This window comes from Helicobacter pylori (assembly GCF_003636935.1).
Lineage (GTDB): Bacteria > Campylobacterota > Campylobacteria > Campylobacterales > Helicobacteraceae > Helicobacter > Helicobacter pylori_CH.
In genome coordinates, this window is sequence record NZ_MVVH01000003.1 from 22,094 (window position 1) to 48,327 (window position 26,234).

Below are 26,234 nucleotides of genomic sequence, written 5' to 3' on the forward strand. Positions count from 1 at the left end.
GAATGCCCCATTTTTTAGCCAAGTTAGATTCCAAACCTTTAGAATACCCAATAACAAATGGGGATTTTTGTTTTTACAGGGAATTTTCAAGCTTAAAACACCCCACTAAAAGCTGTGTGTATGCGAGTTTTAAAGACCATGTTTTTTTATTGCAAAAAATCCAACGAGCGAATGATTTTTTAATCAAAAGCGAAAAAGCAACGCCCTTAAAAAGAGAGGTTTTAAAACAAGCTTTAAGGATTTATTCGCAATCTTTTGAAGTCATTTCGCATAATTTGCAAGAAAATTCTAAACATGCGAGCGGGAAAAAAGCCCTTGATTTAGAGGCTTTTGAAGACTTTATCCAAAAAAATCAAGCCCCTATTTTAGCCGAAATTGGTTTTGGGAGTGGGCGGCATTTGATAGAATTAGCCAAAAACAACCCCACTAAAACATGTTTAGGGATAGAGATTCACACCCCCTCTATCGCGCAAATATTGAAACAAATAGAATTATGGGATTTAAAAAATCTGCACATCTTGCAAGGCGATGGCCGTTTAATTTTAGAGAGCATGCCAAATTATAAGTGCGAAAAAATTTTTGTGCATTTCCCTGTGCCATGGAATGAGAAAAAACACCGCCGGGTGCTAAGCGAAAGATTTTTAAATGAAGCTTTAAGGGTTTTAAAACCTAGAGGGTTTTTGGAATTACGCACCGATGACGCTCTTTATTTTGAAGACAGCTTAAAATTAGCCTTAAAAAACTTTCAATGCGAGATAGAAATCAAAAAAAACGCTCAAATACCGGTGGTCAGCAAGTATGAGGCGCGTTGGAATAAACTCAAAAAAGATATTTATGATTTAAGAATTTATTCTTTAGAATCGAATGAAACCCCTTTTGATAACCATGCATTTGATTTTTCTTTTGATACAATAACAATGAGTAAAAAGAGCGTTAAAACGATTTTAAAAACCAAAAAAATCATCCAAGAGGGGTATTTTGTGCATGTTTGTAATATTTATGAGAATAAGGGGGATTTTTTAGTGGAATTGAGTATGGGGGATTTTGATTGGCCTGTGCGTTTGTTTGTTTTATTGGCAGAAAATCAGATTTTTTACCTCAATAAAAGCCCCTTAAAAACTTTAAACAACCACAAAGCGCATCTTTTGCTTCAAAATATCCTAAAGGAATTTGATTGAGTATAATCATCGCAGCGAACAATCTATGCTTACAATACCAGCAAAACGAACCGGTCATTAAGCATGCTAATTTACGCATCAAACGGAAAGATTTTGTGTTCATTTCAGGGCCTAGTGGGAGCGGTAAAAGCACGCTTTTGCGATCGTTTTATGGGGATTTAAAACTTTTTAGCGGTAAATTAGAAGTTTGCAATATCAACATGAACAACGCTTCAAAAGCAACGATTTTAGACTTGCGTAAAAATATTGGCGTGGTTTTCCAAGATTATAAATTGATCCAAGATTATACGATTGAGCAAAACATCAAATTACCGATGGTAATTTGTGGCGTTAAAAAAGAAGAATGCCACTTGCAGCTAGAAAAACTTTTAGGGCATATTGATTTACGCCATAAGGCTAACCGCTACCCCAAAGAACTCAGCGGAGGCGAACAACAGCGAGTAGCTATGGCTAGAGCTATGGCGAACTGCCCTGAACTCATTTTAGCCGATGAGCCTACCGGGAATTTAGACGATTATTCTAGCGATAAAATCTGGAGCTTATTAAGGGGTATGAACACGCAATTAAACGCTACAATCGTGGTGGTTACGCACAAATTCCCTAAAAATTTTAGCGCTTATCACCGAAAATTTTACATAGAAGATGGGGAAGTTTATGAATACTCTTAAAAAGCATTTAGCCTTTATCATTCCCCTAGTAGCGTTATTGTTTAGCTTGGAGTGCGTGTTGTTTATCAATCAAGCGATCGAACAGAAAGAAAAAAAATTGATTGAAGATTATTCGGTCGTGTTGGCCAGCACGCAAAAATTAGGCTTGGAATTGTTGCGTCAAAATTTTAACGAAATCATAGCGTTAAAAGAAATTGATCCTAATTATTCTTTAGAGCCTCTTCAAAAAACTTTAGGCACAGACGGACTTAAGGAATTAAGAAAAAATTTACCCTTTTTTTATTCTTTACAACTTTCCCAATTCCCCACTCAAGAGCGTTTAGAAAGCATTAAAGAAAAATTGCTCAAAATCCCTGGCGTTCAAAAAGTTGAAGTCTTTGCCAAAACTTACATGCAAGTGTATGATCTCTTGAGTTTTATTAAAACAGCGGTCTATATCTTTGCGTTAGTGGTCTTTGTCTTATCGGTTTTATTGATGTTCAAACAAGTCCGCATCTGGATCTATCAATACCATGAGAGATTAGAGATCATGGATTTATTAGGGGCTTCAGTGTCTTTTAAAAACGGGTTTTTGTATAAAATAGCTTTAATGGATTCTGTAATCGCTAGTTTTTTAGCCCCCATGCTCATGCTCTATGCCACTTCGCAAAAAGGTTTTGAAAAAACGATGGATACTTTGGGTATTATAGGAGGCGCGTTTGTTTTAAACCATTTTTTATGGGGACTGCTTTTTAGCCTTGTGGTCTCATTTGTTTCTGTTTTACTTGTAGCTTGGAGGACTAGGCATGTATAAATTAGGGGTGTTTTTGTTAGCCACCTTACTATCAGCTAACACGCAAAAAGTGAGCGATATTGCTAAAGATATTCAACATAAAGAAACCCTTTTGAAAAAAACCCATGAAGAAAAAAACCAACTAAACAGCCGTTTGAGTTCTTTAGGCGAAGCGATCCGCTCCAAAGAGCTTCAAAAAGTGGAGATGGAGCGCCAAATGGCCGTCTTAAAAAAGAGTCTTGAAAAAAATCGTAACGAAAGTTTGGCACAAGAAAAAGTTTTAACTAATTACCGCAAGTCTTTAGATCATTTGCAAAAACAGCGATCGTTTTTACAAAAAAGGGTTTTTGATACGCTTTTACAGGATTTTCTTTTTTCACAAGCCCTAAAGGGGCAGAATTTAGCCTCTTCTAATGATGTGATTTTACAAGTGGCGTTTGAAAACTTGCACCAAAGCACTCTGTCTAAAATGTCGCAACTAAGCCAAGAAGAAAAGGATCTCAATGTGCAAGCTTTAAAAGTCAAAAGCAGTATTCAAAAAATCTCCTCTGTTATAGATGAGCAAAAAACTCGTGAAGTAACCTTAAAATCCTTGCAAACCGAACAAAATAAGCTCATTTTAAGCATGCAAAAAGACTATGCGATCTATAACCAACGGCTAACCCTTTTAGAAAAAGAGCGCCAGAATTTAAACGCTCTTTTAAAACGCTTGAATATCATCAAACAAACTAGAGAAAATGAAGAAAAAGTCAGCTTGAAAAAATCTTCTCAAGCCTTAGAAGTCAAACAGGTAGCGAACTCTTATCAAAATATCAACACCACGAGCTATAACGGGCCAAAAACGATCGCTCCTTTGAACGATTATGAAGTGGTGCAAAAATTTGGCCCCTATATTGACCCGGTTTATAATTTAAAAATTTTTAGCGAGTCTATCACGCTGGTGTCAAAAACCCCAAACGCTTTGGTACGTAATGTTTTAGACGGAAAAATCGTGTTCGCCAAAGAAATCAACATGCTTAAAAAAGTCGTTATCATTGAGCATAAAAACGGCATCCGCACGATTTATTCCCAACTAGATAAAATCGCCCCCACCATTAAAAGCGGCATGCGGATTCAAAAGGGCTATGTTTTAGGGCGCATTGAGCAACGCTTGGGCTTTGAAGTTACCATGAGAGAAAAACACATCAACCCCTTAGAACTCATCGCACGCAATTAAACAAATCGTCTTTATTGCCGATATTTTCTGTAAAATTGAGCAAAAAATAGCCATGCGTGTGAGCATGCGAAATCTGGAGGTTTTTATGATCAATGAAGTTCAAGGGAGCAATCGTGCGTTTTCAGCATCTCACATAAACGCTCAAGCAACCCCCATCAAAGAAGTGAGTCGTGCCAACATTATAGATGAATCTAAAACAACGATAGACCCTGAGCAATACAAACCCAAACTAGAATTATTGAGCGAGCGTTTGAATGAAGAAATGAAACGCATTGGCACGGATATTGATTTCAGCTATAACGATGAGATTAAGGGGTTAGTGGTTTCAGTCAAAGACGCTAATGGGGATAAGGTGATAAGAGAAATACCCTCTAAAGAAGCCGTGGAGCTTATGCAAAGAATGCGCGATGTGATAGGCATTATCTTTGATAAGAGAGGCTAAACATTAGAGGTAAAACATGGCAATAGGTTCATTAAGCTCATTAGGGCTTGGCAGTAAGGTTTTGAATTACGATGTGATTGACAAGCTTAAGGACGCTGATGAAAAAGCTTTAATCGCCCCCCTAGACAAGAAAATGGAGCAAAATGTTGAAAAACAAAAGGCCCTTGTAGAAATCAAAACGCTCCTTTCATCTCTAAAAGGCCCGGTTAAAACGCTTTCAGATTATTCCACTTATATCAGCCGAAAAAGCAATGTTACAGGCGATGCGTTGAGCGCGAGCGTGGAGGCTGGCGTGCCTATCCAAGACATTAAAGTGGATGTGCAAAATTTAGCGCAAGGCGATATTAATGAACTAGGGGCGAAATTTTCTTCAAGAGACGATATTTTTAGCCAAGTGGATACCACGCTCAAATTTTACACGCAAAACAAGGACTACGCTATTGATATTAAAGCAGGAATGACTTTAGGCGATGTGGCTCAAAGCATCACAGACGCTACCAATGGCGAAGTGATGGGCATTGTGATGAAAACAGGAGGGAATGACCCCTACCAATTAATGGTGAATACTAAAAACACTGGCGAAGACAACCGCATCTATTTTGGCTCACACCTCCAATCCACGCTCACTAACAAAAACGCCCTTTCTTTAGGACTTGATGGAAACGGAAAAAGCGAATTGAGTTTGAATTTAAAGGGGGCTGATGGGAACATGCATGAAGTCCCCATCATGCTAGAACTCCCTGAAAGCGCTTCTATCAAACAAAAAAACACCGCAATCCAAAAAGCGATGGAGCAGGCTTTAGAAAACGACCCTAATTTTAAAGATTTGATCGCTAATGGGGATATTTCCATAGACACTCTTCATGGAGGGGAATCTTTAATCATTAATGACAGGCGTGGGGGAAACATTGAAATTAAAGGGAGCAAGGCTAAAGAGCTTGGGTTTTTGCAAACCACCACCCAAGAAAGCGATTTGTTAAAAAGCTCTCGCACCATAAAAGAGGGTAAATTAGAAGGGGTAATTAGCTTGAATGGCCAAAAATTGGATTTAAAAGCCTTAACCAAAGAGGGTAACACTAGCGAAGAAAACACAGACGCTATCATTCAAGCGATCAACGCTAAAGAAGGCTTGAATGCGTTTAAAAACGCCGAAGGCAAGCTTGTGATCAATTCTAAAACCGGAATGCTAACGATTAAGGGCGAGGACGCTTTAGGTAAGAATAGTTTGAAGGATTTGGGTTTGAGCGCTGGCATGGTGCAATCTTACGAAGCTTCACAAGACACGCTTTTTAAATCCAAAAATTTACAAAAAGCGAGCGATTCGCAATTCACTTATAATGGGGTGAGCATCACGCGCCCCACTAATGAGGTCAATGATGTGATCAGTGGGGTTAATATCACTTTAGAGCAAACCACAGAGCCTAATAAACCTGCCATTATCAGCGTGAGCAGAGACAATCAAGCCATTATAGACAGCCTTAAAGAATTTGTCAAAGCCTATAACGAGCTTATCCCTAAACTAGACGAAGACACGCGCTATGACGCTGACACTAAAATCGCCGGGATTTTTAACGGCGTGGGCGATATTCGCACCATTAGATCCTCTCTTAATAACGTGTTTTCTTATAGCGTGCATACGGATAATGGGGTAGAAAGCTTGATGAAATACGGGCTTAGTTTAGACGATAAGGGCGTGATGAGTTTAGATGAAGCTAAATTATCAAGCGCACTAAATTCTAACCCTAAAGCGACTCAAGATTTTTTCTATGGGAGCGATAGCAAGGATATGGGGGGCAGAGAAATCCACCAAGAGGGCATTTTTTCTAAATTCAATCAAGTCATCGCCAATCTCATAGACGGAGGGAACGCTAAATTAAAGATTTATGAAGATTCTCTAGACAGAGACGCTAAAAGCCTGACCAAAGACAAAGAAAACGCTCAAGAGCTTTTAAAAACCCGCTACAACATCATGGCGGAGCGTTTTGCCGCTTATGATAGTCAAATCTCTAAAGCCAATCAAAAATTCAATTCCGTGCAAATGATGATCGATCAGGCAGCGGCTAAAAAGAATTAACAATAAAAGAGCGATTAAATTTTAAAGGATAAAGGATTAAACCCATGCAATACGCTAACGCTTATCAAGCTTATCAGCATAACCGAGTGAGTGTGGAATCCCCGGCAAAACTCATTGAAATGCTTTATGAAGGGATTTTAAGATTTTCCTCGCAAGCCAAACGCTGTATTGAAAATGAAGACATTGAAAAAAAGATTTATTATATTAATAGGGTTACGGATATTTTCACGGAATTGTTGAATATTTTAGATTACGAGAAAGGGGGGGAAGTGGCGGTGTATCTTACAGGCTTATACACCCATCAAATCAAAGTTTTAACGCAAGCCAATGTGGAAAATGATGCGAGTAAGATTGATTTGGTGTTGAATGTGGCTAGGGGGTTGTTAGAAGCTTGGAGGGAAATCCATTCAGATGAACTCGCCTAATGCGTTATTAGATTCCTTTAAAATCGCTCTTGTTAAAAAAGATTCTAAACTCGCCTTTTCATTGATAGAGCGCCTTTCTTTAGAGCAAATAAAAAGCTTGGATCTAGAAGTGCTTTTAAGCCTTAAGGAAATGATAGCCCAAAGCATTGAATTGTTAGAAAAAGAAAAAGAAGAACTGCAATCGCAAATGCATAAGGCTAAGAAGATTCAAAAATTTTTGTCTTAGATTTTTTAAACTACGATACAATAAAAGCACTATTTTTATTGAAGGCTAAAGATTGTCTGAACCCATAGATAGATTCACGCGCATAAGGTGGTTGTTTAAAAACGATTTTGAAAAAATCCGCCAACAAAGGGTTTTAATCTGTGGTGTGGGGGGCGTTGGGGGCTTTGCGCTAGACGCTTTGTATCGTGTGGGGATAGGGCAAATCACTATCATTGATAAAGATGTGTTTGATGTTACCAATCAAAACCGCCAGATTGGATCAGAAAGGATAGGAGAATCTAAAGTGTTGGTGTTGCAAGATCTCTATAAGGGCATTCAAGCTTTGAATTATCGCATAGATGAAGCGTTTTTAAATTCATTTAATTTTAGAGATTATGATTACATTTTAGACTGCATGGACGATTTGCCTGTTAAAACGAGTTTGGCGATAGAATGCCAGAATTTCGCTTACGGGAAATTTATCAGCTCTATGGGGAGCGCGAAACGCTTGAACCCTAAACACATCCAAGTGGGGAGCGTGTGGGAAAGTCATGGCGATAAATTTGGGCGTAAATTCAGGGATTTTTTAAAAAAACGCCGTTTTAAAGGGGATTTTAAAGTGGTTTTTAGCCCTGAAATTCCGCATTGCATAGAGCTTGGGAGTTTTAATGCGGTTACGGCGAGTTTTGGCTTGCAAATAGCGAGTGAAGTCGTGCAAGATATTATCAAATAAGATATTAACAACGAAAGGCAGTGGAATGAAAGATTACGAAGACGAATTGGAAGATTTTGAAGAAGAAGAATTAGAGGGCTTTGAAGAAGAAGATGAAGAGTATGGGGATTATAAGAATGTCTATGATGATGACGATTATGAAGACTATAACTCTGATTATGAAGAAGAGTGAAAAATGATTTATGCAGGCATCCTCCAGCATGCTTATTGCGGCTCTAGAAAAAAAACCATAGAGCATACAGCGAACTTGCTTGAACAAGCACTAAAAAAACACCCTAAAACCAATTTAGTGGTGTTGCAAGAATTAAACCCTTATAGTTATTTTTGCCAGAGCGAAAACCCTAAATTTTTTGATTTGGGCGAGTATTTTGAAGAAGATAAGGCTTTTTTTAGCGCTTTAGCTCAAAAATTTCAAGTGGTGCTTATCGCTTCTTTATTTGAAAAACGCGCTAAAGGGTTGTATCACAACAGCGCGGTTGTGTTTGAAAAAGACGGATCAATCGCTGGAGTGTATCGCAAAATGCACATTCCTGATGACCCGGGGTTTTATGAAAAATTTTATTTCACGCCGGGGGATTTGGGCTTTGAGCCTATTCTTACAAGCGTGGGTAAATTAGGGCTTATGGTGTGTTGGGATCAGTGGTATCCTGAAGCAGCAAGGATCATGGCTTTAAAAGGGGCAGAAATTTTAATCTATCCTAGCGCGATAGGGTTTTTAGAAGAAGATTCTAACGAAGAAAAAAAGCGTCAGCAAAACGCATGGGAGACGATTCAAAGAGGGCATGCGATCGCTAATGGCTTGCCTTTGATTGCGACTAACAGAGTGGGCGTGGAGTTAGATCCTAGTGGCGCGATTAAGGGGGGTATCACTTTTTTTGGCTCTAGTTTTGTGGTGGGGGCTTTGGGCGAATTTTTAGCTAAAGCGAGCGATAAAGAAGAGATTTTGTATGCGGAAATTGATTTAGAACGCACCGAAGAAGTGCGCCGAATGTGGCCGTTTCTAAGAGACAGACGCATTGATTTTTATAACGATTTGTTGAAACGCTATATTTAATCAGTCAATTAATTTAAGATTTAAGGTTAGAAAGGATTAAAACATGGTAGGTGTAATTTTTTGCGCTAAACAAGCGCAAAAATTCTATCATTTTTGCGCGGTATTTTCATTTTAACAAGGAGCAAAAATGCTAGAAAATAGCTCTATATGGAGCAATCCTGCCTTTGTGGCCATCATTTGCATGTGCGTTCTTAGCCTTTTAAGGCTCAATGTCATGCTTTCTATGATTAGCGCGACTCTCATAGCAGGGATTATGGGAGGGCTTGGATTGACAGAGAGTTTTAATGTGATGATAGACGGCATGAAAGGCAATTTAAACATCGCTTTAAGCTACATCCTTTTAGGGGCTTTGGCGGTAGCGATCGCTAAAAGCAACCTCATTAAAGTCGCTTTGAGTAAATTAATAGGTTTAATGAATTACAAGCGATCCACTTTTTGCTTTTTGATCGCTTTCATCGCATGTTTTTCGCAAAATTTAGTGCCGGTGCATATCGCTTTTATCCCTATTTTAATCCCCCCTCTTTTGCATTTAATGAACCGGCTAGAACTGGATAGAAGAGCGGTCGCTTGCGCTTTAACCTTTGGCTTGCAAGCCCCCTACTTGGTGCTTCCTGTAGGGTTTGGCTTGATCTTTCAAACCACCATTTTAGAGCAATTAAAAGCTAATGGCGTGAGCACCACCATAGCGCAAATCACAGGAGTGATGTGGATAGCGGGGTTAGCGATGGTTGCTGGGCTGCTTTTAGCGGTATTAACACTATACAAAAAACCCAGGCGCTACAAAGAAAAATCTTTTGATATAGAAAATTACGCCTCGCTTAAATTAAACTACCATGACTACTTGACTTTTATAGGGATTGTCGTGGCGTTTGTGATCCAATTAGCCACCGATTCAATGCCCTTAGCCGCCTTTTTAGCGTTAGCGATCATCTTACTAGGGCGTGGCATTAAGTTTAAAGAAACAGACTCGCTTATGGATGATAGCGTGAAAATGATGGCGTTTATCGCTTTTGTGATGCTAGTGGCTAGCGGATTTGGAGAAGTGTTGCAAAAAGTGCATGCGATAGATGGCTTAGTGAATGCGATCACAAGCATAATCCAAGGGAAGCTTTTAGGGGCTTTTTTAATGCTTGTTGTAGGGCTTTTTATCACTATGGGGATAGGGACTTCTTTTGGCACTATCCCTATCATCGCTGTGTTTTATGTCCCTTTATGCACGAAATTAGGATTCAGCACAGAATCTACGATTTTGCTCATTGGCATAGCCGCAGCTTTAGGCGATGCAGGCTCACCGGCTAGCGATAGCACCATGGGACCCACTTGCGGGCTTAACGCAGACAACCAACACAATCATATCTATGACACATGCGTGCCGACTTTTTTAGTCTATAACCTCCCTTTGATTGTTTTTGGAGTGGTTGGAGCGTTACTATTAGGCTAATCTATCAAGTTAAGAAAATCTTTTCTTTAGCCTTACCCTCTGGGGTTAATGCTTTTTTAGATGTGTTGGTGGTCGCGCTCTCGGTTTTTTTTGTGGGCAAGATTTCGCACCATCACATTGTGGCTTTAGGGGTGGGTTTGCAATTTTTGATGCTTTTTTATGGCATCAATACGATTTTATACACCGGCACTAACGCCATTCTTTCTAGGCTTGTGGGGGCTAGGGATTTTACTCAAATCAATCGCGCTTTTTCCAGTATTTTCATTGGGGCGTTTGTGATTTGTTTGGGCGTGCTGTTTGTTTCTTATTTTTTGATTGAGCCTTTTTTAAATTGGATGCAATTACAAGATCCTTCGCACCAATTGACGCAAGATTATTTAGAAGTCTTAGTCATCGCACTACCGAGTATTTTTTTAAAAAATGTTTTAGTTTCAGCGCTCGCTAGCTTTTCAGACACTCTAACCCCCTTTATCGTTAAGATTATCATGGTTATAGCATGCATTTTTTTGAATCAAGCCTTGATTTTTGGGGATTTTGGTTTTAAAGAAATGGGGATTGTAGGCTCTGCTTTAGCGAATGTGGTTGTCTCTTATTTGGAATTACTCGCGCTTGGCGTTTGGATACAAATCAAAAAAATCCCTTTAAAATTCAAAATAACCTTTCGTTTTTCTTTTTTAAAAACCATGTTTAGAGTGGGTTGGCCGGCCGGGTTTGAGCGTTTATTGAGCTTGTTTTCTTTAATCCTCTTATCCAAATTTGTAGCGAGCTATGGGGATAAAGTGTTAGCGGGCATGCAAATAGGTATTAGGGTTGAAACCTTTTCGTTCATGCCAGGATTTGGGTTTATGATCGCTGCCATGGTTTTAACAGGGCAAAATTTAGGGGCGAACAAGCCAAAGATCGCCACACAATACGCGCATTTGATTTTAAAAATCTCTATGGGTTTAATGGGGGTTTTAGGGGTCGCTTTAATCTTATTTGCCAAAGAATTCGCGAGCCTTTTTTCTCAAGATGAAGAAGTTTTGGAAGTGGCGCGCTCTTATTTGATCGCTGTGGGCCTCTCTCAAGCCCCCTTAATTGGGTATTTTGTGCTAGACGGAGTTTTTAGAGGAGCTGGCATTTCTAAAGTCTCACTATATATTAACACCCTAAGCTTATGGGGGTTAAGGATCATGCCTATTTACTTGCTTTTGACTTATCATTTTAAGGTGGAATTTATTTTTGCAGTGATCGCGCTAGAGACTTTTTTGCGCTCATTCATCTACTATAAAGTTTTTTCTAAAGGCATTTGGAAAAGGTGCGGGAAAAAGGCTTAAAAATACTTATTGCTTGAGTGTGGCTGTCGTTTTGAAACGATTTTCTCGCACCACTTGCACGCCCACTTCGCCCACATACTGAGCGCTCTCTTCTATCTTTTTAGCGATCTTTCTGGCAATAATTGGCACTTGATTGTCCCTAACTTGGTTGGATTTGACAATCACTCTTAATTCTCGCCCGCTCTCCATTGCATACGCCTTTTCCACCCCATCAAATTCTAGCGCGATCTCTTCTAAAGCTTGCATGCGTTTAGCGTATTCTTCATCGCTCTTTCTTCTAGCCCCAGGACGCCCCGCAGAAAGCGCATCAGCCGCGCACACGCTCGCGCACTCCACGCTCATGATCTCTTCATGCCCATGGTGGGCATAAATCGCATTGATCACAACCGGGTCTTCTTTATGGCGCTTGCACACCTCAACCCCTAAATTCACATGGTCTCTCCCAAGCTCTTGGGTGAGTGCTTTACCAATATCATGCAAAATACCGGCTCTTCTGGCGAGCTTTTTATCCCCCCCAAGCTGCTCTGCAATCAAGCCGGCTAAAAGAGCGACTTCTTTAGAATGCTGCAAAGCGTTTTGCCCAAAACTAGAGCGGTAACGCATTTTGCCTATTAAAATTTTAAGCTCATCTTCCATAGCCCCAAGCTCCAATTCTAGCACCACGCTCTCCCCTTCAGAAAGCAATTCTTTTTCTAGGTTGCGCGCGACTCTATTATAAACCTCTTCAATCCTGTTAGGCTGGATACGGCCGTCTTCTATTAAAATTTTAAGCGTCTCGCTCGCTACTTCACGCCGATAAAGATTGAAACTAGACAAACACAATTCGCTGCTGTCTTCGCTAAATTCTATATCCACCCCGCTGACCTTTTTAAACGCTTCAATATTTTTCCCGTCTTTGCCTATCACACGACCGATATAATCTGAGCAAGGCAAAGCGATACGGCTTGTTAAATTCTCTGTCGCATAATTACCCGCAAAACGGGCTGTCGCTTCCGCTAAAATGGCATACGATTTTTTCTTGCCCTCTTCTTTGGCTTCTTTTTCATAACGCCTGATTAAGGCGCTTTTTTGCACTTCTAATTCTTCTTCTAATTGCTCTAAGATCATGCTTTTAATTTCATCTTTAGTGTAAGCCATGTAATTGAGCATCGCGTCTAGTGCTTTATCTTGAGCTTCTTTACAAACAGCACGCTGTTTTTTAAAATTTTCTTTTTCTTGTTCTAAAATCTGGCGTTCTTTTTCAAGCTCTTTTTTTTCCTTTTCCAAATAGCGTTTTTCATCTCTTACAAATTCTTTGTGTTGCGCTTCTAAATGCTTCAGATGCGCTTCTTTTTTGTCAAAATGGGTTTGGAGCTGCAAATTCTTGTTTTCATATTGTTGTTGCAACTTGGATTCTTGGCTTTTCATGCGCATTTCTTCAGCTTCCACAAAAGATTTCGCTTGAAACTCCATCAATTTGGCTTTAGCTGAAGCGCTTTTTAAAATGGCTTGCCCTCTAGCATAATAGATCTTTTTCATCACATAATACATGATTAGAGCGGTAATCAAACACGCTACCAAGACTTCTAATGAAATGTAAATTAACCCGCTGCTCATAATGTTTCCTCTTATTATTCTTCATAACGATACGAGCATTCATGTAAAGATCCGCTTCAATGTCATAGACGTCTGTAAGAATACCATTAGCCAGCGCTAACTCCCTACTTACAAATATGACTAAGGGGCGTTTTAGTTGCTTTTTGAGCAATTGGGGCAAACTCCTATCATACATGCCTAGCCCAAAACCCACGCGCCTAAAGCTTGTATCCATTCCTAAAATCGGCACGACAATACAATCTAATTCCCGCTTATAATAGCGCGATAAACTCGGCTCATCAAACCACCCCAAACGCCTTAAGGGCAACCTAAAGGGCGCGATAGTAAAACCCTCTTTAGAAAAATGAGCGCCTTTTTTGATGCTTTTAGGCAACCACACGTGCTTATTTTTTTGTCTTAACTTCAAAATCAAAGGCCTAATGTCAAGCTCATGCCCTAACGGGCTATACAATAAAATATTTTGATAATCTTTGAGTTTCCAAAACAAAAGCTTGCAAGCCAATTTATCCCTGACTTTATTTTTTGCTTTAGCCCTTTTCAAGCGTTCTTTACAAAAATCTCTAAAAATCGTTTTAATGGTTATAATCCTTAAATTTTAGACTTACATTATAGTATAATTTTAGGTTATTAGTTACCATTTTATTATTCTTAAGGATGTATTTATAATGAGAATTAAGGCTTATTTTTTGCGTTTTATCGCGCTGGTTTTTATCGTTTTGTTGGGTTTTAGCGCTTGTAAAAATTCCCAAAAACCTCAAGATTCTCAAAACAATACCACCCAAAAAGATAGCCCTAAAACCTACACCGCTATGGATTTGAATAACCAAGAATACACGATTACAGGCGATTTAGATTCCCTAAACATTAGTCCGGATTCTAACGCCCCTACCCTATTGATTTTAAGCGCTTTAGACGATTTTTTAAAAAATTACGCTCCCACCTTTAACATCTTAAAAAAAACTTTTAAAGATCGTTTGAGGGTGCTTATTTTACTCAACAAACCCTATTCAAGCGATGCAATCAAAGACTTTATTGCACCCTTTCAAGCTGATTTGATAGTTTTAAACCCTAAAGATACCGCTCTTTTTGATCATTTAAACCATAACACTTTAAAAAATTCTTTGAGCATGCTCTTATATCACAAACACCAATTGATTAAAATATATCAGGGGATCGTGCCAGCAGAAATGCTCCAATTTGATATTTCCAATTTAAAGGATTAAAAACCATGTTTAATTTTTTCAAAAAAATTGTCAATAAATTTAAGGGTGAAGAGGTTAAAGGAAAAAAGCGTGAAAATATTCCTAAAGAGGAATTAGAAGAAATTTTGATTGGCTTTGACATCCAATACGATTTGATAGAGAGCTTGTTAAAGCATTTAGGCGATTTAGTTACGCCCAAGCAATTAGAAGTCGCTTTGTTGCGTTTTGTGCGTGGGGAAAGCTATTATGATAAAACCCGCCTAAAGACTATCACCACAAAGCCCTTAGTGCATTTGATCGTGGGGGTTAATGGGGCGGGTAAAACCACAACGATCGCTAAATTAGCCAAGCTTTCTTTAAAACAGCATAAAAAAGTGCTTTTAGGAGCCGGCGATACCTTTAGAGCGGCCGCAGTCAAACAGCTCCAATTATGGGGCGAAAAACTTAACATTCAAGTCATCAGCGCTAAAGAAGGGAGCGATCCAAGCTCTCTAGCTTACAACACCATAGAAAGCGCGATCGCTAAAAATATAGATGAAGTTTTTATAGACACCGCTGGGCGCTTGCACAACCAGACCAACCTTAAAAACGAACTTTCTAAGATCGCGCGCACCTGCTCTAAAGTTTTAAAAGACGCCCCCTTTTATAAATTCCTTATTTTAGACGGCACGCAAGGGAGTTCTGGGCTAACGCAAGCGAAAATTTTCCATGAGACTTTGGCGCTAGATGGCGTGATCATGACTAAACTTGATGGCACTTCTAAAGGCGGAGCGATTTTAAGCGTGCTGTATGAGTTGAAATTACCCATTCTTTATTTAGGAATGGGTGAAAAAGAAGACGATTTGATCGCTTTTGATGAAGAACGCTTTATAGAAGACTTGGTTGATGCGGTGTTTGTGGAACAATAAATTAAAAACCCCTAACCCCACTAACTCCAAAAGACCGCTTTTTTAAAAGCTACCGCTTGTTTTTTCAAGCTTTTTTATTATTGATTATAAAAAACGGCTTTTTAGTATTTTTATAAGGGGTAATTCGCTTAATTTTTGGCTCAAAATTGGGGGTTAAAATGGTTAATTTAGCTTTATTTTCTCATTTTTAACTAATTTTAAAAATGTAACTCAACTCATTCTTTTTCAGATATTTTTGCGAGCCATAGCGATCAATTAGCTAAATTTCTAAAAACTATGCTATTCCGTAATAATAACCCTAAAACTCACATCCATGTGGTTTGCTTCTTGCAAGGCGTTACAAATTTCTGCGTTTTTGGCATAAAACTCCTTAAGCGGGATGTGGGAATAAAGCTTTTTGTGCGCTTCATCAATCCTGCAAATTAACGGGCGCGATTCATAAATCTTGCACAGATTCGTTTCTAAATCCAAAAACTTGCACACACCATTGCCAGCATCAAACTCAATAAGCTCAATAATCCCGGTGATATTTTTACAGCAAAGCCCACAAGAGGTGCAAGGGAAACGATCAAGTTTTTCTTTTGATCCTTTCATCTTTTTATCCCTTTATCTTTCAAGCCCCCAAGCGATCCCTTTTCACAAGTTTTCAAGACCTTTTCGCTTGGATTGGATCATCGCCACATTATAATGCCCGCTTTCTAGGGCATTCATCTGACCTTTCATGAGATTAAGGGCTTTTTGCACTTTTTCGTTAAGCTTTTGGTGTTCGTCCATGATAGAGACTTTCAAAAAAGCGCTCAAACTAAAGAGCGTTGAAACGGTAACGCTGAGTTGATCTTTTTCTTTTTGATTGTAGCGAGAGGTATCGTAGTGATGCTTTTTCATCGTGGCGATGGCGTCTTGAGCAAGCGAGAAAAACAGTGCATCAAACTTTGTGATTTGCCTGGTGAAAAGATCTGCCATTTTCCTAACAGCTTGAAGATTATCAATCATCACATCGGCTTTTTTAACAGCTGCTTTAACTTGAGAGTAATAAGCCTTGGCTTCTTCTAACTTTTCTTCCATGTCATCAGCTCTCACAGCTCCCAAGATAGCGAGTGCAGGTCCGGCTATAAGCCCTCCAAATACTGCCATACCTGCAAGACCACTCGCAGCGAGCCCTCCACCCAAAATAGCACCAGTAGTAAAACTAGAAACACCTAAACTACCATAACCTATAAACATTTTCTCTATAATACTCTCATCAGTCATACCATTGGTATTAAGTTGGCTAAATAAATTTTGTGCATTTGAGACTTGTTTGCAGAGATCCTGCATGTCGGTAACTTTGACAACAAACTCACGACCTTTCAATTGATTGAACTCTTTTACAAAACTTGACATGCTATAACTTTGGACATGGAATTTCTTCTTACCCAATCTCATAAGAGCATTTTTACAATCAGACTCCGCAGACTCAGCCTTTTTAGTTGCTTCCTCTTTTAAATCATTGGCTTTTTCGATAACTTTATTGATTTCATCAGCAGTGTCGCTTGCATCAATACTTTTTTTAAACCCATATCCTGCTGCCGCTAGGGCTAGCCCTCCTAAAATAAATGGTAATGGCATGTTTTCTCCTTTAAATGTTTATGATTTTTTTTAAAACTTCTAGATTTTCATCAATGCTTTTTTGGAGCTCAGCGCGCACGGCTTTCTTCTGTTCTCTTAGCAAATCGCTTGCATCAATAAGATCTTCATGGCGGTAGATAAGGCTGAGCGTTTGACCAATATCAATCACTTCTTCAATAACGCTGTCTTCAATCCCATGCGTTCTAGCGACTTGTGCGAATTTCTCACGATCTCTTTGACTGAAAGAACCACCATTTTCTAACGACTTCAGCACTTTGGTTAAGATCACACTTTGACCCATATCTTTTTGTTCTTCCATGATTTCTCCTTTAAATTTCTGTTCTTCCACGGCTAGTTATGAAATCCCAACCCTCTTTGGAATTATCAAATAACGCCTTTTGGCCTCGTTTTTCTTGGATCTTGTTATTGATTCCTATACCTGAATCCGCATCCCCTGTATAACTTGCTCTCAAAAGTGCATCAAAACTCTGATTGAAAAACTTGGTAGTTTCATGAAAATACCGCTCAAACACCTCCTTAAATTGATTTTGATAAATCTCTAACAGCTTGATGAATTCATGGCATTCTCTTTCAATCTCAATACGCCTTTGGCGCGCCAATTCAACCTTTTTAGAATTTAAGATGCTAAAACAAGTTTCACTCAGAATCGCACCTACAAAACCCCCAACCAACGCCCCAACCACAGGAATGGGTATGAGTGCTTGGCCAGCAACTGCCATCGCCCCACTACTTACAAGAGTGGTGTTGGCTTTCACAAGTTGTTTAAGAAGCTCTGCCTCATCAATCTTTCCAGAAAAATAGCGAGTTAAAGCCGTAGCACTTGCCACACAAACACCCACAATCATTGCAGGCACTGAACCCTTGCCAAGGCTTTGGATGATTCTATTAGCGCTGCTTTGCATCCAACCTCCCAAAGATACGCTCGCAAACGCACTGCCATAACTAAGCACTCCACCCTTTGCGGTAGCAATGGCGGTGTGCTTGAGTGCTTTTATAGGATCCTTGCCATTTGCGAAACATTCATAAACATTCGTTATGAGTGAGAACCCACCACTTATCCACGCACCGGTTTGTGCGGCGTTCATTCCTGCTTGATGCGAAACTCTGGTAACATCTTTGGCAGTGGAGAGATTTGGGTTCAATCTGGATTCAATTGCCTCTGCTTTAGTGGCGCTCGCAGGTCTTGTATGGGCTTTGATGGTTTTGCATTTTTGGAGTTTTTCCTCTAAATGAGCGGCTTTTTGAAAATCGCCAAGCCCCTTTTGTTTCGCGATTTGAGATTCTAGGCTCTTGATTTTAGCATCAGCGGCTTTTTGAATATCCCTAAAAGAATCCTTAGGGACATTTATCTTCACGCCATTTTCCAAGTATTTTTCATAGTCTTTAGATAAGAATTTTTCAAAACACTCCTTACCATTTCTGCCCACAAATTTACTTTGCGTGAGCGTGCTAGGAATGATATTCCCCTTTTCATCCACACTGACATAATCCACGATTTCGTGGTTCTTACTGGGCGTGGCATAGTTTGGACGAAGATTCTTAACCTGAGCCTTTTGCTCACTAGAAAGATCATCATACTGCACTATCCTTTCTCTTTTTCCTGCAAGGATATTACGCACATTAACACGGGCTTGCTCTTTGATTTCAGCAGAATACCCCGCCTGTTGGTTGATATTTTGTTTAATATAGTTAGGGTTTATTTTCCTTTTTGAGATCTCTTCTAATCTATCCCAGGCAGAAAAATGCTCTCTATTGGCACTAGCATGAAGCACACTTTCTTCGCTAGTTGAACCCACGATGGTTGCGTCTGTAATGTTGCTGTATTTTTGTTTTTTTTCTCGATCTTTTTTCATGACCTAACTCCAAAAAAGAGAGATTTAAAAAAAGCGAGAGATTTTGGGGATTTTAAAAGATTTAGGGTAGGCTTATAAGTAACCCCCCCCCCCGAAAGACCGGAAACTAAAAAAGCCGGAAATAAAAAACGCTAGGAATTTTTCCATAGGACACTCCTTATTGTTTGATTCTAGCCACTATAGCCAAAAATCCTAAACAAACCGCCTTATTTTTAATAAAAAGGTTTAAAATAATAAATATTTTACGCCCCTACCCCCCTGTGTAGTAAAACGCCCTTGTGGGAGTGTCGCTGTTTTTATCATTCCACATGTTTTTTTCTGGTTTATTGATGATGGATTGCTTCAAAAGCCTTTTTATATTTTTTGTATCCTTATTGATGATCGCCTCTTTAGCGTCTATGGCGTCTTGATAGTATAAACATGGGCAAATTTTGCCATCAGAAGCCAAACGGATACGATTGCAAGATTGACAAAAGTCATCGCTATGCGGAGCGATAATGCCAAATTGATAGCCATTTTCTAGCGTGTAGATTTTAGAAGACCCTTGTTTGGGTTTTTCCATGCCCATAATCTTATATTTTTGAGCGATCAAATCTAAAATTTCTTCCTCTTTCAAGCCTTTGACAAAGCTCTTAGCATGCGTGTTTTCCATAAATTCAATGTAGCGGATTTGTATGCACTTATTTTTTGCGTATTCTAAAAGATCTAAAATTTCATCATCATTAACGCTTTTCATCACAACCGTGTTTAATTTGATTTTTAAACCCGCTTTCAAGGACTCTTCAATCCCTTCTAAAGTATTTTTAAGAGCGTCTTTTTGAGAGATTTTTAAAACTCTATCGCTTTTTAAAGAATCTAATGAAACATTCACTTGCACTAACCCGGCCTTTTTTAAATCCTTAGCCATTTTTTTGAGTAAAAAACCATTAGTGCTTAAAACTAACGCCACTTCCTTATTGTAAGCATGCAATTTAGCGATAAATTCGTCTAAACCCTTGCGTAATAGTGGCTCCCCACCCGTGATTCTAATTTTTTTAACGCCCTCATCAATAGCGATTTTAAGAAATTCTAAAACATTATCCAAAGGCAATAATTCTTCATCATCAAAAAAATTTAATGGCGTAGCAGGCATGCAATACTGACACCTGAAATTGCATTGTTTGGTTACAGAAACCCTAATATAGTCAATAACCCTATTAAAACTATCTACTAACACTCCCTTTATTCCTCATGCCCTTTATTTAAGCTTTTAGTGTAACATAATAAACCATAACTTAACAACATCAAACATGGATAGATCTTTTGAAAAACCCTGTCATTGATAACATTCCTTGCGTTGTACTGGCTGGGGGCAAAAGCTCTCGTTTTATCATTAATGGCGTTCAAATCAATAAGGCTCTTGCGCCTTTTGAATCGTATCCTAGCCTTTTAGAATACCAATACTCACGCCTTTTAAAACTTTTCAAAAAAGTCATTATCAGCGCTAAAAAATCGCATGAATTAAACGCTCCCTATCTTTTAGAAAAAGAGAGCGATCTTTTTTCACCCCTTGTTGGCATTCATAACGCTTTTTTAACGCTGCAAACCCCTTATATTTTTTTTATCCCTATAGATACGCCTTTAGTCTCCTTTGAGAGCATTAAGGCTCTTTGTCAAATCCAAAACTTTAGCGTAGTCTATGCTAAAAGCCCTGCAAAAGAACATTATTTGATTTCTTTGTGGCATCAAAATACCCTTAACGCCCTTTTTTACGCTCTTAAAACACACAATTATCGCCTGAGCGATCTTGTGAAAAATGCCTCTTCTGTCGCTATCCATTTTAATCAAGAAGAAGAATTTTTAAACCTAAACACCCTAAAAGACTATGAATTAGCCGTTCAAATTTTAAAAGAGAGATCAAATGGCTGAAGAAGAAAAAACCGAACTCCCTAGCGCGAAAAAAATCCAAAAAGCCAGAGAAGAAGGCAATGTGCCTAAGAGCATGGAAGTGGTGGGGTTTTTGGGGTTATTAGCCGGGCTAATTGGTATTTTTGTTTTTTTTATATGGTGGGTGGATGGCTTTAGTGAGATGTATCGCCATGTGTTGAAAGATTTTTCCCTAGATTTCAGTAAAGAAAGCGTTCAAGAGCTGTTTAATCAGCTGGCTAAAGACACTTTTTTATTGCTTTTACCGATTTTAATCATTTTAGTGGTGGTGGCGTTTTTATCTAATGTCTTGCAATTTGGCTGGCTCTTTGCCCCTAAAGTCATTGAGCCTAAATTTTCTAAAATCAACCCTATCAATGGCGTCAAAAACCTTTTTTCTTTAAAGAAGCTCCTTGATGGGAGTTTGATCACTTTAAAAGTTTTTTTAGCTTTTTTTCTGGGGTTTTTCATCTTTTCCTTATTTTTAGGGGAATTAAACCATGCGGCTCTTTTGAATTTGCAAGGCCAGTTATTGTGGTTTAAAAATAAGGTGTTATGGCTCATTTCTTCGCTTTTATTTTTATTTTTTGTCTTGGCTTTTGTGGATTTAGTCATCAAACGCCGCCAATACACTAACTCTTTAAAAATGACGAAACAAGAAGTTAAAGACGAATACAAACAGCAAGAAGGAAACCCAGAAATCAAAGCCAAAATCCGCCAAATGATGGTAAAAAACGCCACGAATAAAATGATGCAAGAAATCCCTAAAGCCAATGTCGTGGTGACTAACCCTACCCATTACGCCGTCGCTCTTCAATTTGATGAAGAACACCCTGTGCCTGTGGTAATCGCTAAAGGCACAGATCATTTAGCTATTAGGATTAAGGGTATCGCTAGAGAGCATGATATAGAAATTATAGAAAATAAAACGCTCGCTAGAGAGCTTTATAGAGACGTGAAATTAAACGCTACCATACCAGAAGAATTGTTTGAAGCGGTAGCGATTGTCTTCGCTCAAGTGGCTAAATTAGAGCAAGAACGCCAAAAACAAAAGATCATCAAACCTCTTTAAGATTTTATAAACCCGCTTTTAAGCCCTAAAAAGACACTCAATCAAAGACACTCAAAAAACTTTAGCTATCCCTATTGAATAAGAGCCAAGCCTTTAAATCTTATGCTCCAAACGCCTTAAAGTGTTATGGATGTATTCTAAAAGCCACCCCAACAAGCCTAAAAAATAAAAACCCAACCGCATGCCATAGTATTCTTTAGTTTGAATGAACATGCTAGAGCATAGCACCACCACGCTAAGCCCCACGATCAAAATAAGTGTGTTAGCGTATTCATACAACCCAAAAAGGCGTTTGTGGTAGATTAAAACCAGTATCAATAAAATAAGAGCGAGTGTAAAAAGGGAAAAATCCACGCAATCAGACACGCTTAAAAATCTAAAACTCTGTAAAGAAGAAGCAAAAACCCACACGATGCAAATATTCATAGAGGGCAAGAAAGATTGCTTCATGCTAGCCCCTAAAAAACGCCACAATAAAGTCGTTAACAGCGCAAAATAGAAAACATAAAGCACGATTAAAGAATCTTTGATAGGAAAATTCCAAGCGTAGAAAGAAAGGCATAATATCCCTACGCAAGCGCATTTTTGGCGCGTGAGGGTGAAAGGCTTTAGGATAAGCACAAGCAGATAAATTAAAGAAACGCCTATTAGCCCCAAGTAATCTAATTTGACAATGAAATCATAAACATGGTTTTCAAACAAAAAAAACAATTGCGAAAAATCATCGCTGAAATGCGAAAGCAACAAAGTTTCCACATTGAACAAAAACAACAAAAAAAACAATGAAGAAAAAACGACTTTATGCGTGTATATTTTTTGATAAAAATTCATCTACAACCTAATCATTGCCTAATCATTCTTGCTGAAGAAACTATCAATGCCATCAGCAATGCCCTTAGCCAAGATCTTTTGATACGGTTTGCTTTGGATGCGTTTAGATTCTATCGCATGGGAATTATAACCAATTTCTATTAAAATTGAAGGCATTAAAGCCCCAGCTAACACCCAAAAAGGCCCCTCCCTCACGCCCCCATCCACCACATCAGGGTAATTTTTGCGGATACTTTGGAGCATGCCGTATTGCACATCAATCGCTAATTTGTTAGAAACAATCAGTCGCTGCGTGTTGAGTGAATTTAAAAGCAAACTTTTAGAAAAATAATCCATCAAATTCACATCGTCTTTATTTTCTTGCTCAGCCACTTTCCTAGCCCTTTCACTCCTTGCTGTGGATAAAAAATAAGTCTCTATGCCATGAGCGTTAGAGGTGGAATGCTTGGGGATGGAATTGGCATGCACTGAGATGAATAAATCCGCGCTTTTTTTATTGGCTAATTCCGTGCGAGCCACTAAATCAATATAAATGTCCTTATCCCTTGTCAATAAAACGCTATAGCCTCTTTTTTTAAGCTCTTTATGCAAAAACTTCACCACTTCTAAAACAATGTCTTTTTCACACACTAAATTCGCGCTCATCGCCCCACAATCTTTCCCCCCATGCCCAGCGTCTAAAACGATCTTTTTGTGTTTTTTGCGTTTGGTTTTGATGAAAGTATCATTTTTTTCTGTTATAAAGATTTGGTTCTTACTCTCATTTTCCGCTTCTTTTTTAGGAATTTCTTTTTTAGGAATTTCTTTTTTAGGAATTTCTTTTTTAGGAATTTCTTTTTTAGCGCTCCTTTCGTTCAATGGAGAGTGTGCATGTTTTGAGTGCGCATGCTTAGTTGGCGTTTTTTCTTTAGCCTCTTTAGACTTTTTGGCCTCTTTTTTAATGGGCTTAGGGGTGGGTTTTGGCGTTGTGTGTTTGAGTGCATGGTGTTTGGGTGGTTTTAGCGCCATTTGATGCCTAATTAAGGGCTTTTTCTCCACGATAGAAACATAGAGCTTGTTTTTAAGGATTTTAATCTCATAAGTCATCTTAGGAGCATAGCCGATAACCACTCGTGCTAATTTAGGGCTGAATTGTGCGATCGTGATGGACGATTGCTTGGAAAATTGGTAATGCTTTTTAGGAATGGTTAAAATGGCTTCTAATTCCAAATAACTCTTGAAATTTTTGAGCGGAACTTCTTTGAATTTCTTAATTTCTTGATTAAACACCATTTTAACGCTGCTAGAGCCAAAAGGCACAATGTTAGTAATTTTAAGGGTTGTAGCGTAAGCAAAATGCAACCACAAAAGACATGCAACAACCCCTAACCTCACAAGCACTACAAATTAACCCTCTGTAAGCTCTTTGATCAATTCATGCACGCTGATAATCTTATCCACTCTATAGCCATTAGCCCCGGTAAAATAAAGCCCCTCTTCTCTGTTTCCTAAATAACCGCGCCCCAAACCATCAGCGATACAATAGCCCACCTTTTTAGCCTCTTCACCCCTGTTGCAAGGTGCTACACAATTGCTCACGCATGCGATTTTGGGCGCGTTACCCTCTTCAATGCGTTTGATCACCCCAGTGTTAATAGCCCTAGCCGGATAGCCTACAGGCGATTTAATGAGTAAAATATCTTCTTTTTTGAGCGTGGGCAAAAGATCGGCATACACTTTAGCGTCGCATTCTTTCGTGCCTAAAAAACGAGTCGCCATCTGCACCCCACTCGCTCCAAGACTTAACATGGTGTCTATATCTTTCCTATCCCAAATCCCCCCAGCTGCAATAATAGGGATATTCCCCCATTCTTTAGAAGCTTCCACGACTTTAGGCACTAAGTTTTCTAATCGGAATTCTTCTTTAAAACAATCTTCGTATTTAAAGCCCTGATGCCCCCCACTCAAAGGCCCTTCCACAATGAATGCGTCCGGGATTCTTTTATAGCGATCGCTCCATCTTTTACAAAGGATTTTTAAAGCTTTCGCTGAAGAAATAATAGGGATGAGCGCCACATCGCTAAAATCCTTAGCGAATTCAGGCATGTTCGTGGGCAAACCAGCCCCTGTAATAATGATGTTCGCTCCTGCTTCACAAGAGTCCCTTAAAACACGGCCATAGTCATTGATAGCGTATAAAATATTCGCTCCTAAAGGGTTGTTCCCGCAAATCTTCCTAGCGTTTGCAAAAATCTCATTCAACGCTTTTTTGGAGTAAAAATTCAAGGCTTCAAAGGGTTTTTTAGCCACAATCCTTTCTACAAAACGCATGTTTTTATAATAACCAGTCCCTACGGCTGAAATCACTCCTAAAGCCCCTTCTTTGGCAACATTTCCAGCCAGTTCATCCCAGCTAATCCCCACACCCATTCCCCCTTGAAAGATGGGGAATTTTATGGTGTGCTTACCGATTTTTAGCGGTTTGAGTGTTGATACCATAGCTCTTTCCTTAATATTAGTTAATATTTAATTTCATAAATCTTTTCTTACCAAGCTGTATAACATAATTTCCTTTAACAAAACGATAACTCTCATTTTTTATCACTTCTTGATTAATCTTTACCCCTCCCCCTTGAATATCGCGCCTGGCTTGTGAAGTGGATGGGCAAAAGCCAATCTGTTTTAAAACATCTAAAACCCCAACCCCCTCATCAAAATCGCTTTCTAATAAAATTTCAGGCAAAAGGTTTGCGCTAAACACTTTAGAAAATTGCTCTTTAGCCTTAAATGCTTGATCATTGTCATAATAACGAGCCACGATTTCACCAGCGAGATCTTCTTTAACGGCTTTAGGGTGCAGGGTTTGGTTTAAAATACCATGTTTTAAGTCTTCAATTTCTTCTAAAGTCTTAGCGCTCAAAAGGGTGTAATAGCGCCACATGAGATCATCGCTCACGCTCATGATCTTCCCAAACATCGCATTAGGCTCTTCAGTGATCCCCACATAATTCCCCAAGCTTTTACTCATTTTTTGCACCCCATCAAGCCCCTCTAATAAAGGCATGGTAATGATAGACTGCTCTTTATTCAAACCGTAAGCTCGTTGCAAAAAACGCCCCACCAGCAAATTAAACTTTTGATCATTGCCCCCAAGCTCAATATCCGCACCCATCGCCACTGAATCATAGCCTTGCAGCAAAGGGTATAAAAATTCCACGATGCTAATGGGGCGGTTTTCTTTGTAGCGTTTAGCAAAATCGTCCCTTTCTAGCATTCTAGCGACTGAAAACTTCGCGCACAATTCTATCATGCCCTTTGCACCTAAAGTATCCAACCAAGTGGAATTAAAGCACACTTCGGTGTGTTGTTGATCTAAAATTTTATAAATTTGCTCTTCATAAGTTTTAGCGTTTTCTAAGACTTGCTCCCGGTTTAAGGGTTTTCTGGTTTCATTTTTCCCTGTAGGATCGCCTATCATAGCGGTAAAATCCCCAATCAAAAACTTAACCCTAGCCCCATATTGCTGCAATAAAGCTAGTTTTTGGATCAATACCGTATGCCCTAAATGCAAATCGGGAGCGGTAGGATCAAACCCAGCTTTAACGATAAAGCGTTCATTGGTTTCATAATATTTCCTCACCAGCTTTTCAATGTATTCTAACCCAATGACTTCATTAGCGCCTCTAGCGATCTCTTTTAAGGCGGTACTGATTTTTTGTTCCATGTTTATTCCTT

28 protein-coding genes are annotated in these 26,234 nt (G+C 39.0%); 17 read left to right on the forward strand and 11 right to left on the reverse strand.

The window, feature by feature from the left end; translation table 11 throughout:
• Positions 1-2 precede the first annotated feature (2 nt).
• The 13 genes from trmB (at position 3) to EAL87_RS02905 (ending at position 11,524) form a co-directional block, all read left to right on the forward strand.
• Positions 3-1,178, forward strand: a complete 1,176-nt coding sequence (trmB, locus tag EAL87_RS02845; protein ID WP_120912903.1) for a tRNA (guanosine(46)-N7)-methyltransferase TrmB — start codon at positions 3-5, stop codon at positions 1,176-1,178.
• Complete coding sequence (locus EAL87_RS02850) at positions 1,175-1,846, forward strand: ABC transporter ATP-binding protein (RefSeq protein WP_079307166.1); 672 nt, start codon at positions 1,175-1,177, stop codon at positions 1,844-1,846. Before trmB ends, EAL87_RS02850 begins: the two co-directional genes overlap by 4 nt.
• Positions 1,833-2,639: an FtsX-like permease family protein gene (locus EAL87_RS02855; protein WP_120912904.1), complete on the forward strand. Its 807-nt coding sequence runs from the start codon at positions 1,833-1,835 to the stop codon at positions 2,637-2,639. The genes EAL87_RS02850 and EAL87_RS02855 overlap by 14 nt, the downstream gene beginning before the upstream one ends.
• Positions 2,632-3,834: a murein hydrolase activator EnvC family protein gene (locus EAL87_RS02860; protein WP_120912905.1), complete on the forward strand. Its 1,203-nt coding sequence runs from the start codon at positions 2,632-2,634 to the stop codon at positions 3,832-3,834. Before EAL87_RS02855 ends, EAL87_RS02860 begins: the two co-directional genes overlap by 8 nt.
• Positions 3,835-3,919: 85 nt before the next feature.
• Positions 3,920-4,276: a flagella length regulator FlaG gene (gene flaG / locus EAL87_RS02865; RefSeq protein WP_120912906.1), complete on the forward strand. Its 357-nt coding sequence runs from the start codon at positions 3,920-3,922 to the stop codon at positions 4,274-4,276.
• A 16-nt stretch (positions 4,277-4,292) separates the two neighbouring features.
• Positions 4,293-6,350 (forward strand): flagellar filament capping protein FliD, encoded by a 2,058-nt coding sequence (gene fliD / locus EAL87_RS02870; RefSeq protein ID WP_162972561.1) that lies wholly within the window; start codon positions 4,293-4,295, stop codon positions 6,348-6,350.
• Between the two features lie 44 nt (positions 6,351-6,394).
• Positions 6,395-6,775, forward strand: a complete 381-nt coding sequence (fliS, locus tag EAL87_RS02875; RefSeq protein WP_001199081.1) for a flagellar export chaperone FliS — start codon at positions 6,395-6,397, stop codon at positions 6,773-6,775.
• Positions 6,762-7,001 carry a hypothetical protein gene (locus EAL87_RS02880; protein ID WP_120912907.1) on the forward strand — a complete coding sequence of 80 codons (240 nt, stop codon included), beginning with the start codon at positions 6,762-6,764 and terminating at the stop codon, positions 6,999-7,001. The genes fliS and EAL87_RS02880 overlap by 14 nt, the downstream gene beginning before the upstream one ends.
• A gap of 52 nt (positions 7,002-7,053) precedes the next feature.
• Positions 7,054-7,713: a tRNA threonylcarbamoyladenosine dehydratase gene (locus tag EAL87_RS02885; RefSeq protein WP_162972563.1), complete on the forward strand. Its 660-nt coding sequence runs from the start codon at positions 7,054-7,056 to the stop codon at positions 7,711-7,713.
• A gap of 25 nt (positions 7,714-7,738) precedes the next feature.
• On the forward strand, positions 7,739-7,885 hold the full coding sequence (locus tag EAL87_RS02890) for a hypothetical protein (RefSeq protein WP_000656201.1): 147 nt from the start codon (positions 7,739-7,741) through the stop codon (positions 7,883-7,885).
• Positions 7,886-7,888: 3 nt separating this feature from the next.
• The gene (locus EAL87_RS02895) at positions 7,889-8,767 is read left to right on the forward strand and encodes a carbon-nitrogen hydrolase (RefSeq protein ID WP_120912908.1); all 879 of its coding nucleotides are present in this window, start codon (positions 7,889-7,891) and stop codon (positions 8,765-8,767) included.
• 127 nt (positions 8,768-8,894) lie between these two features.
• Positions 8,895-10,208: a Na+/H+ antiporter family protein gene (locus EAL87_RS02900; protein WP_120912909.1), complete on the forward strand. Its 1,314-nt coding sequence runs from the start codon at positions 8,895-8,897 to the stop codon at positions 10,206-10,208.
• Positions 10,208-11,524, forward strand: a complete 1,317-nt coding sequence (locus EAL87_RS02905; RefSeq protein WP_240444228.1) for an MATE family efflux transporter — start codon at positions 10,208-10,210, stop codon at positions 11,522-11,524. Before EAL87_RS02900 ends, EAL87_RS02905 begins: the two co-directional genes overlap by 1 nt.
• 6 nt (positions 11,525-11,530) lie before the next feature.
• Here the strand turns inward: EAL87_RS02905 and rny are convergent, their stop codons facing one another.
• Positions 11,531-13,042, reverse strand: coding sequence for a ribonuclease Y (rny, locus tag EAL87_RS02910; RefSeq protein ID WP_240444229.1), 1,512 nt, complete (start codon positions 13,040-13,042; stop codon positions 11,531-11,533).
• Positions 13,020-13,688 carry a 5-formyltetrahydrofolate cyclo-ligase gene (locus EAL87_RS02915; protein ID WP_120912912.1) on the reverse strand — a complete coding sequence of 223 codons (669 nt, stop codon included), beginning with the start codon at positions 13,686-13,688 and terminating at the stop codon, positions 13,020-13,022. Before EAL87_RS02915 ends, rny begins: the two co-directional genes overlap by 23 nt.
• A 97-nt stretch (positions 13,689-13,785) precedes the next feature.
• On the opposite strand from EAL87_RS02915, the gene EAL87_RS02920 reads away from it, so the two are divergent.
• Both EAL87_RS02920 and ftsY read left to right on the forward strand, forming a co-directional pair.
• Complete coding sequence (locus EAL87_RS02920; protein WP_120912913.1) at positions 13,786-14,343, forward strand: hypothetical protein; 558 nt, start codon at positions 13,786-13,788, stop codon at positions 14,341-14,343.
• 5 nt (positions 14,344-14,348) lie between these two features.
• On the forward strand, positions 14,349-15,230 hold the full coding sequence (gene ftsY, locus EAL87_RS02925; protein WP_120912914.1) for a signal recognition particle-docking protein FtsY: 882 nt from the start codon (positions 14,349-14,351) through the stop codon (positions 15,228-15,230).
• Positions 15,231-15,509: 279 nt separating this feature from the next.
• Here the strand turns inward: ftsY and EAL87_RS02930 are convergent, their stop codons facing one another.
• From EAL87_RS02930 to moaA, 5 genes are all read right to left on the reverse strand, one after another.
• Positions 15,510-15,824, reverse strand: coding sequence for a YkgJ family cysteine cluster protein (locus EAL87_RS02930; RefSeq protein ID WP_120912915.1), 315 nt, complete (start codon positions 15,822-15,824; stop codon positions 15,510-15,512).
• 42 nt (positions 15,825-15,866) lie between these two features.
• Complete coding sequence (locus EAL87_RS02935; RefSeq protein WP_120912916.1) at positions 15,867-16,838, reverse strand: sortase; 972 nt, start codon at positions 16,836-16,838, stop codon at positions 15,867-15,869.
• Between the two features lie 10 nt (positions 16,839-16,848).
• Positions 16,849-17,157 (reverse strand): hypothetical protein, encoded by a 309-nt coding sequence (locus tag EAL87_RS02940; RefSeq protein WP_120912917.1) that lies wholly within the window; start codon positions 17,155-17,157, stop codon positions 16,849-16,851.
• Between the two features lie 10 nt (positions 17,158-17,167).
• Positions 17,168-18,712, reverse strand: a complete 1,545-nt coding sequence (locus tag EAL87_RS02945; protein ID WP_120912918.1) for a hypothetical protein — start codon at positions 18,710-18,712, stop codon at positions 17,168-17,170.
• Positions 18,713-18,962: 250 nt separating this feature from the next.
• On the reverse strand, positions 18,963-19,928 hold the full coding sequence (gene moaA, locus EAL87_RS02955; protein WP_120912919.1) for a GTP 3',8-cyclase MoaA: 966 nt from the start codon (positions 19,926-19,928) through the stop codon (positions 18,963-18,965).
• An 86-nt stretch (positions 19,929-20,014) separates the two neighbouring features.
• On the opposite strand from moaA, the gene mobA reads away from it, so the two are divergent.
• Both mobA and flhB read left to right on the forward strand, forming a co-directional pair.
• Positions 20,015-20,620, forward strand: coding sequence for a molybdenum cofactor guanylyltransferase MobA (gene mobA / locus EAL87_RS02960; protein ID WP_120912920.1), 606 nt, complete (start codon positions 20,015-20,017; stop codon positions 20,618-20,620).
• Positions 20,613-21,689 carry a flagellar biosynthesis protein FlhB gene (flhB, locus tag EAL87_RS02965; protein ID WP_120912921.1) on the forward strand — a complete coding sequence of 359 codons (1,077 nt, stop codon included), beginning with the start codon at positions 20,613-20,615 and terminating at the stop codon, positions 21,687-21,689. The genes mobA and flhB overlap by 8 nt, the downstream gene beginning before the upstream one ends.
• A gap of 93 nt (positions 21,690-21,782) precedes the next feature.
• Here the strand turns inward: flhB and EAL87_RS02970 are convergent, their stop codons facing one another.
• From EAL87_RS02970 to tyrS, 4 genes are read right to left on the reverse strand one after another with little or no spacing between them, the layout of a single operon-like run.
• On the reverse strand, positions 21,783-22,520 hold the full coding sequence (locus tag EAL87_RS02970) for a hypothetical protein (protein ID WP_120912922.1): 738 nt from the start codon (positions 22,518-22,520) through the stop codon (positions 21,783-21,785).
• Positions 22,521-22,538: 18 nt separating this feature from the next.
• Positions 22,539-23,900, reverse strand: a complete 1,362-nt coding sequence (locus EAL87_RS02975; protein ID WP_120912923.1) for an N-acetylmuramoyl-L-alanine amidase family protein — start codon at positions 23,898-23,900, stop codon at positions 22,539-22,541.
• A gap of 6 nt (positions 23,901-23,906) precedes the next feature.
• Complete coding sequence (gene fabX / locus EAL87_RS02980; RefSeq protein ID WP_120886388.1) at positions 23,907-24,998, reverse strand: decanoate oxidase/trans-2-decenoyl-[acyl-carrier protein] isomerase FabX; 1,092 nt, start codon at positions 24,996-24,998, stop codon at positions 23,907-23,909.
• Positions 24,999-25,014: 16 nt separating this feature from the next.
• Complete coding sequence (tyrS, locus tag EAL87_RS02985; protein WP_120912924.1) at positions 25,015-26,223, reverse strand: tyrosine--tRNA ligase; 1,209 nt, start codon at positions 26,221-26,223, stop codon at positions 25,015-25,017.
• Between the last annotated feature and the right edge of the window lie 11 nt (positions 26,224-26,234).